Source organism: Mycobacterium sp. E136 (assembly GCF_001666865.1).
Taxonomy (GTDB): domain Bacteria; phylum Actinomycetota; class Actinomycetes; order Mycobacteriales; family Mycobacteriaceae; genus Mycobacterium.
Genome location: NZ_LZJE01000321.1, coordinates 1 through 7,509, shown reverse-complemented (window position 1 = coordinate 7,509; position 7,509 = coordinate 1). Strand labels below are relative to the sequence as shown.

Here is a 7,509-nt window from a genome sequence, read left to right as displayed (position 1 = left end):
GACGGCGCCTTTGAGTCCGCGGACCGCCGCCGGCTCGGCGAAGGCCATATCGCAGCACCCTGCGCCGTCCGCTCCGGCAATCGCGCACAGCGAGTCGATGCGGTCCGGCGAGGGCTCGATGACCTCGACGGTGTCGGCGTGCAGGTACTTTCCGCGGTCCGCGACGACCCGCACCCTGACCCGCTCGCCGGGCAGCGCGTAGCGGACGAACACCACGCGGCCGTCGTCCCGCGCCACACAGCTGCCACCGTTGGCGGGCGAGCCAGTGGTGACGGTGAGCTCGAGGCCCGTCGATCCACCCTTGTCTTCGGTCAATCCAGGAATCCCCTGCGCGCGTCGCCCGGTGCCGAATGCGGTTGCAGCGTCTTGAGCCGCTCCGAGGAGCTCAACTGCCACGGCACCGACGTCACCATCACATTCGGCTCGAACAGCAGTCGGCCTTTGAGTCGAAGTGCGCTCTGGTTGTGCAGCACCTGCTCCCACCAATGGCCGACGACGTACTCGGGGATGAACACGGTGACGACGGTGCGCGGCGACTCGCGGCTGATGCGCTTGACGTAGTCGAGCACCGGGCGGGTGATCTCCCGGTACGGCGAGGCGATCACCTTCAACGGGACGCTGATGTCGCTGGCCTCCCACTTGTGCACGAGCGCGCGCGTCTCACCGTCGTCGACACTGACGGTGATCGCCTCCAAGGTGTCTGGCCGGGTGGCCCTGGCGTAGGCCAACGCACGCATCGTGGGCAGGTGCAGTTTGGACACCAGCACGATCGCGTGGTTGCGGCTGGGCAGCACCAAGTCGGTCGCCTCGGCGGCCTGCTCCTCGAGTTCTCGCGCCACCGTGTCGTAGTGCCGGTGGATCAGCTTCATCGTCACGAAGAGAATGGTCATCGCGAGGATCGCGATCCAGGCACCCGCAACGAATTTCGTCACCACCACGATCACCAGCACGGTGGCCGTGCACGCACAGCCGATCGCGTTAATCACCCGGGACCGCATCATCTTGCGCCGGATCACCGGCTCGGTCTCCGTGCGCAGCAGCCGCGTCCAGTGCCGCACCATGCCGACCTGGCTGAGGGTGAACGAGACGAACACCCCGACGATGTAGAGCTGGATCAACGCCGTCACCTCGGCGCGGAACGCCGCGACGAACGCGATCGCGGCGAACGCCAGGAACAAGATGCCGTTGGAGAACGCGAGCCGGTCCCCGCGGGTGTGCAATTGCCGTGGCAGATAACGATCCTGGGCGAGTATCGATCCGAGCACCGGGAAGCCGTTGAACGCGGTGTTGGCAGCCAGCAGGAGGATCAGCGCCGTGACGGCGGCGATGAGATAGAGCCCGGGGGCGAAGTCGTGGAACACCGCGTCGGCCAATTGCGCGATCAACGTCCGCTGGTGGTAGTCCGGCGGGGCGCCGACGAGTTGTTCGTGCGGTCGCTCCGCGATCTGTACGCCGGTTTCCCTGGCCAGCATGATGATGCCCATGAAGAGGGAGACGGCTACCAGGCCGAGCAGCGCCAGCGTCGTTGCGGCGTTGCGCGACTTCGGCTTTTGGAAGGCCGGCACCCCGTTACTGATCGCCTCGACGCCCGTCAGCGCAGCGCTGCCCGACGAGAAAGCGCGTGCCACAAGGAAAACCAGCGCGACGCCGAGAACCTCACCGTGTTCCGAATGCATCTCGAAGTCGGCTGATTCGGCCCGTAGCGAATCGCCGAGCACAAAGATCTGGAAGAAGCCCCATCCGAGCATCACGAACATGCCCACCATGAACGCATACGTCGGGATGGCGAATGCGGTTCCGGATTCCCGGATGCCGCGCAGGTTCAACGCCGCCACGAACAGGATCGCGATCACGGCGAACAACACCTTGTGATGGTTGACGAACGGCACGGCCGAGCCGATGTTCGACATCGCCGAGGACATCGACACCGCGACGGTGAGCACATAGTCGACCAGCAGCGCGCTCGCCACGGTCAGCCCGGCCGTCGGCCCGAGGTTGGTGGTGACCACCTCGTAGTCGCCACCCCCGGACGGATACGCGTGCACGTTCTGCCGGTAACTGGCGATGACGACCACCATCACCCCGGCCACGGCCAGGCCGATCCATGGCGTCATCGAGTAGGCGGCCAGGCCGGCCACCGACAGCACCAGGAAGATCTCCTCCGGCGCATAAGCCACCGACGACAGGGCATCGGAGGCGAAGACGGGAAGGGCTATCCGCTTCGGCAGCAGCGTGTGCGAAATCCTGTCGCTGCGAAACGGCCTGCCGAGGACCACCCGCCGCGCGAACCTGGATAGCTTGGACACGAGTGCCAAGGGTAAGCCCAGCAGCAATTGCCCGTCGGGAAGCTGTAGCGTTCGACTGCGCGGGTTCGACAGCAGGAAGGACCGTGGAGTGCGTGTAGTGGTGATGGGCTGCGGCCGGGTGGGGGCGTCGCTCTCGGACAGCCTCTCCCGGATCGGCCACGACGTCGCGGTCATCGACCGGGACAGCACGGCGTTTCACCGGCTCTCGCCGGAGTTCTCCGGGGAGCGGGTGCTGGGTATGGGCTTCGACCGCGATGTGCTGCTGCGGGCGGGCATCGAAGAAGCAGGCGCATTCGCCGCGGTGTCGTCGGGCGACAACTCGAACATCATCTCGGCGCGGGTCGCCCGCGAGACGTTCGGAGTCGAGCGCGTCGTGGCCCGCATCTACGACGCCAAGCGCGCCGCGGTCTACGAGCGGCTGGGCATCCCGACGGTGGCCACGGTGCCGTGGACGACGGATCGCCTGCTCAACGTGCTGACCCGCGAGACCGAGACCACCAAGTGGCGTGACCCCACCGGCAACGTCGGCGTCACCGAATTGGCGCTGCACGAGGCGTGGGTGGGCCGGCGGATCACCGACCTCGAGGCGGCCACCGGCGGCCGGGTCGCGTTCCTGATCCGGTTCGGCGCCGGTCTGCTGCCGGACGCCAAGACCGTCATCCAGGCCAGCGACCAGGTGTTCATGGCCGCGATCGCCGGGCACATCGCCGAGGCCCTGGCCATCGCGGCACTGCCGCCGAGCGAGGACCCCGAGGGATGAAGGTCGCCATCGCCGGGGCCGGCGCCGTCGGCCGGTCCATCGCCCGCGAACTCGTCGACACCCACGAGGTCACGCTGCTCGAACGCAATCCCGACCACATCGACGTCGACGCGATTCCGGCGGCACAGTGGCGGCTGGGTGACGCGTGTGAGCTGACCGTGCTCGAGTCCGTTCAGCTCGAACAGTTCGACGTGGTCATCGCGGCCACGGGTGACGACAAGGTTAACGTGGTGGTCAGCCTGCTGGCCAAGACCGAGTTCGCCGTGCAGCGGGTGGTGGCACGCGTCAACGATCCGCGCAATGAGTGGTTGTTCGACGAGAGCTGGGGCGTCGACGTGGCGGTGTCCACCCCCCGCATGCTGGCGTCGCTCGTCGAGGAAGCGGTCGCGGTCGGCGACCTGGTGCGGCTGATGGAGTTCCGCAAGGGGCAAGCCAACCTCGTCGAGATCACGCTGCCCGACGACACCCCGTGGGGCGGAAAACCGGTCAAGCGCCTCGAACTTCCGCGTGACTGTGCCCTGGTGACGATCCTGCGCGGCCCGCGCGTGATCGTGCCCGAATCCGATGAACCGCTCGAGGGCGGCGACGAGTTGTTGTTCGTCGCGGTCGCCGAGGTCGAGGAACAGCTGCAGGACCTGTTGCTGCACCCGCAGCAGCGCTGATCTCAGCGCGCGACGTGCGCCGGCGGGGGCGTCGCGATCGTGACAACCGGCGCTGGATTCCGGCGGCACCCGAGCAACGTCGCACTGCTCGTTGCGGATGCCCACCGCCGCGATCAGTCCCGCCACCGCGAAAAGCGCCGCGGTGACCAGTGCGCCTCGCGGGAAACCGTCGAAATCGACTGCCGCGCCGACGATCACGCCGGTGAGTGCCACCGCGATCAGGCCGGCGATCCGCGAGATCGCATTGTTGACCGCCGATCCGATGCCACTCTGCGCCGGATCGACGGCGGCCAGCACCGCGGCCGTGAGCGGTGAGACGGTGATCGTGAGCCCGAGACCGAACACGACCAGCCCCGGCATCAACTGGGTCCAGATGTCGACCGGAGGGTGGGCCGCCGACATCCACAGGAAACCCGCCGCTGCGACGATCGGCCCCACCGCCATGAACAACCGCGGACCATGCACACCGGCCAGGGTGCCGAACCGCCGCGCCAGCAGGAACGACAGCACGGGGATCGGCAGAGTCACCAGGCCGGCCCGCGTCGCCGACAGTCCGAGGGTCTCCTGGAGAAACAGCGCCACGATCAACATGCCCAGCGACACCCCGGCGTAGAGGAACACGGTCGCCAGGTTGCCGACCGCGAAGTTACGGGCGGCGAAGATCGCGGACGGCATCATCGGATGCGCCGCGCGTCGCTCCCAGATCGGGAAGATCGCCACGCAGATCCCGCCGAGCACCAATCCGGTTGCCACCGCCGGATGCGTGAATCCGAGGCGCTGCCCCTCGATGAGCCCGTACACCACACCGCTGAGACCGACGGCGCTGAGCGTCGCCCCGACACCGTCGACACGTCCCCGGCCGCCCTCCCGATTGCGGTTCTCTGGCGGCAGTTTGGTCATGAGATACAACGTCACCGCGAGCGGAACGAGATTCACCCCGAAGATCCACCGCCAGTTCAACGCGTCGACCAGGACGCCGCCGAGCACCGGGCCGATGACGAACGCCGTACCCGTCCACGCGGTCCAGGTTCCGATCGCCCGCGCCTGGGCGGCGCCGGAGAACCGCGCGTTGATCATGGTGAGCGAACTGGGGACCAGGAACGCCGCGCCCACGCCCTGCAGCACCCGCGCCGCGACCAGCACCCACCCCGAGGGCGCCACCGCGCACAGCACCGACGAGACCGCGAAGATCAACAGGCCCATCCGCAGAACCCTGCTCCTGCCGAACTGGTCGGACACGGCGCCGGCGACCAGGATCAAGGCGCCCAGCGCCAAGAGATAACCGTCGAGGACCCACTCCTGCAGTACCAGCCCGCCCCCGAACGTCCGGCCGATCGCCGGAAGCGCAAGGTTGACCACGGACCCGTCGAGGAACGCCACGAACGAGGCGAGCACCGCGACCGCGATCAGCGGCCGATCGGTGGCCTCAGCGGGCATCCGGGTGGGTCGCGTCGCCGAGCTCGGACGGCGATCCCCCGTGCGCGGTGACGGAGGCCTCCCGCGCGTCGACGGCCTTCTGTGCGGACCGGATCGCCAGGTAGGTCACCACCGCGGCGACGGCGGTCAGCGGCCAACCCATGGAGATGCGCGCGACGCCGAGCCACCCGGTCTGGTCAGCGTCGTAGAGGTGCCGCTGCACGACGAAGCGCGAGGCGAACACCGCCACCCAGAACAAGGTTGCGACGTCGAACGCCGTGACGGCCCTGCGGACATGGCGCCAGTCACGACCGTGTCCGTTGACCCAACTCCAGACGTAGCCGACGACAGGCCGACGGATCACCACCGACAGCGTGAACACCGCCGCCCAGAGCAACGATGACCAAATGCCAAGCAGGAAGTAACCTTTCGACTCCCCCATGACGTAGGCGATCAACGCGCAGATCCCCACACCGAAGAAGCCGGAGACTGCGGGTTGCGCCGATTCCCGCCGAGCCAGCCGCCACGCCAGGATGATTCCGGCCACGCCGAGCGCGGTGACGATGGCGGGGATCAGTCCGACGAGTTGGGATACCGGAACGAACGCCACAACGGGTAGCGACGAATAGATCAGGCCGCTGATCCCGCCCATCTGGTCGAGGACGGCGTTCGCCTTGGTCGGCTGCTGGGTTCTGGGCTGTCCCGGTTCGGTTCCGGGGTCGCTCACTTCTGGATCTCGTAGTGCGGGTTGTAGATGGCCTTGGCGCCGTTGTCGAGCTTGCCGACGCGGCCGTGCACCTTCAGGGTGCGGCCGGATTCGATCCCGGGGATGCGGCGTTGGCCGAGCCAGACGAGCATCACCGAATCGGTGCCATCGAACAGTTCGGCCTTCACGCCGCCGGCGCACGCCTTGCCGTTGCACTCCACGCTTCGCAGGGTGCCGATCATCGTGACTTCTTGGCCGCGTTCACAGTCGATCGCCTTCTGGGCGCCGGTCATGGCGGCTTCGTCGCTCAGCTCCTCGACGTCCAGTTGCTCGGGGTCTTCCGTCAACCGCCGCGTGAGCCGGCGCAGATAACGTTCGGCCGTCGCCATGGCCTCTCCTGACTATCCGCAGATCCACCTTGGACCTACCCCGATAATCGCCACGGTAACCCTCTCAGTTACGAGATGCCACGCGGGGTCACCTCGCCACGCCGAGCGGTTTTCGCCCGCGGCAGGATCGAGTCATGACGGTCACTCTGCGCGGCGTCACCGCGGTGCTGCTACCTGGCACGGGCTCGGATGACGACTTCGTCTACCGGGCCTTTTCCGGCGCCCTGCACGCGCAGGGTGCGACGCTTGTCACACCGCCGCCACAGCCGCACCGTCTCGTCGACGGCTACCGTGACGCACTCGACAACGCGGCGCGGCAAGGACGCATCGCGGTGGGAGGCGTGTCGATCGGCGCGGCGGTCGCAACGGCGTGGGCGTTGGCGCATCCGAGCCGGGCGGTGGCGGTGCTCGCCGCCCTTCCGGCGTGGACCGGTTCGCCGCAGCACGCCCCCGCGGCGGCCGCAGCGCGGCATTCCGCGGAACTACTGCGCCGCGACGGGCTCGCGGCCACCAGCGCGGCGATGCGGGCGTCGAGCCCGCGGTGGCTGGGCGACGAGCTCACCCGGTCGTGGCTCGGGCAGTGGCCGTCGCTGCCGGAGGCGATGGAGGAGGCGGCGAACTACGTCGCGCCCACGTGTGAGGACCTGGAGCGGCTGGCCGTCCCGCTGGGCGTGGCGGCGGCATCCGACGATCCGGTGCATCCGATCGAGGTGGCCGCCGAGTGGGTGACGGCGGCGCCGCAGGCGGCGTTGCGCACGGTCACGCTCGACGAGATGGGCGCCGATCCGGGAGTGCTGGGCGCCGCGTGCGTGACCGCGCTACTGGAGGTCTGACGCCGCTCCCCGGGGTCGGGGTCACCGACGGGTGGATCGCACGCACCGGGTGGCTGTTGCGCTTTGTGAGTGGTGACCGGTGGGTCTGGTGAGTGGTGAGTGCTGTGTCGGGGTATCGGGGTGTTCACCCCAGGGCGAGGGCTTTGTGGTGCAGGCGGGTGAGGTTGAGTACGGCGGCGGCCAGGTGCAGTTCGGCGGTGACGGCTTGGAGTCCTCGGCGGGCGAAGCGGCGTAAGCCGATTTGGTCTTTGAGATGTCCGATGACTGGTTCGACGGTGGCTGAGCGGCGTTTATAGGCTTTCGCGTTCTCGGGTTGACGCATCTTGTGGCGCATGGCATCTAGCGGTGACAGATCCGGCGCTGGCGGCCCGTGGGCCGGGTTGTGTTTGGCGTCGTGGTGGACCTCGCGGCTTTTGCCGGGGGCGATCAGTCGCGGC

8 protein-coding genes and 1 pseudogene are annotated in these 7,509 nt (G+C 68.2%); 3 read left to right on the top strand and 6 right to left on the bottom strand.

Translation table 11 applies throughout. The features are described from left to right. Both A5698_RS21485 and A5698_RS21480 read right to left on the bottom strand, forming a co-directional pair. Positions 1-315: TRAM domain-containing protein (locus tag A5698_RS21485; protein WP_156670843.1), on the bottom strand; the 315-nt coding region annotated here is incomplete at its 3' end. Then, positions 312-2,306, bottom strand: a complete 1,995-nt coding sequence (locus A5698_RS21480; protein ID WP_068300846.1) for an APC family permease — start codon at positions 2,304-2,306, stop codon at positions 312-314. The genes A5698_RS21485 and A5698_RS21480, both read right to left, overlap by 4 nt. 88 nt (positions 2,307-2,394) lie before the next feature. Here A5698_RS21480 and A5698_RS21475 point away from each other — a divergent pair, with 88 nt between their 5' ends. After that, complete coding sequence (locus A5698_RS21475) at positions 2,395-3,066, top strand: potassium channel family protein (protein ID WP_084792555.1); 672 nt, start codon at positions 2,395-2,397, stop codon at positions 3,064-3,066. Beyond that, positions 3,063-3,728, top strand: coding sequence for a potassium channel family protein (locus A5698_RS21470; protein ID WP_067089878.1), 666 nt, complete (start codon positions 3,063-3,065; stop codon positions 3,726-3,728). Before A5698_RS21475 ends, A5698_RS21470 begins: the two co-directional genes overlap by 4 nt. 273 nt (positions 3,729-4,001) lie before the next feature. Here A5698_RS21470 and A5698_RS28180 read toward each other — a convergent pair. The 3 genes and pseudogenes from A5698_RS28180 to A5698_RS21450 all read right to left on the bottom strand — a co-directional run. After that, positions 4,002-5,165: pseudogene (locus A5698_RS28180) on the bottom strand (MFS transporter); the annotation flags it as partial. Continuing rightward, on the bottom strand, positions 5,155-5,871 hold the full coding sequence (locus tag A5698_RS21455; protein ID WP_068300838.1) for a DUF3159 domain-containing protein: 717 nt from the start codon (positions 5,869-5,871) through the stop codon (positions 5,155-5,157). The pseudogene A5698_RS28180 and the gene A5698_RS21455, both read right to left, overlap by 11 nt. Continuing rightward, complete coding sequence (locus A5698_RS21450; protein WP_067089886.1) at positions 5,868-6,239, bottom strand: OB-fold nucleic acid binding domain-containing protein; 372 nt, start codon at positions 6,237-6,239, stop codon at positions 5,868-5,870. The genes A5698_RS21455 and A5698_RS21450 overlap by 4 nt, the downstream gene beginning before the upstream one ends. A 134-nt stretch (positions 6,240-6,373) precedes the next feature. On the opposite strand from A5698_RS21450, the gene A5698_RS21445 reads away from it, so the two are divergent. Beyond that, positions 6,374-7,072 (top strand): hypothetical protein, encoded by a 699-nt coding sequence (locus tag A5698_RS21445; RefSeq protein WP_067089889.1) that lies wholly within the window; start codon positions 6,374-6,376, stop codon positions 7,070-7,072. Between the two features lie 124 nt (positions 7,073-7,196). On the opposite strand, the gene A5698_RS29895 is transcribed toward A5698_RS21445, so the two are convergent. After that, a partial coding sequence (locus A5698_RS29895; RefSeq protein ID WP_156670715.1) for a transposase occupies positions 7,197-7,509 on the bottom strand: 313 nt, incomplete at its 5' end.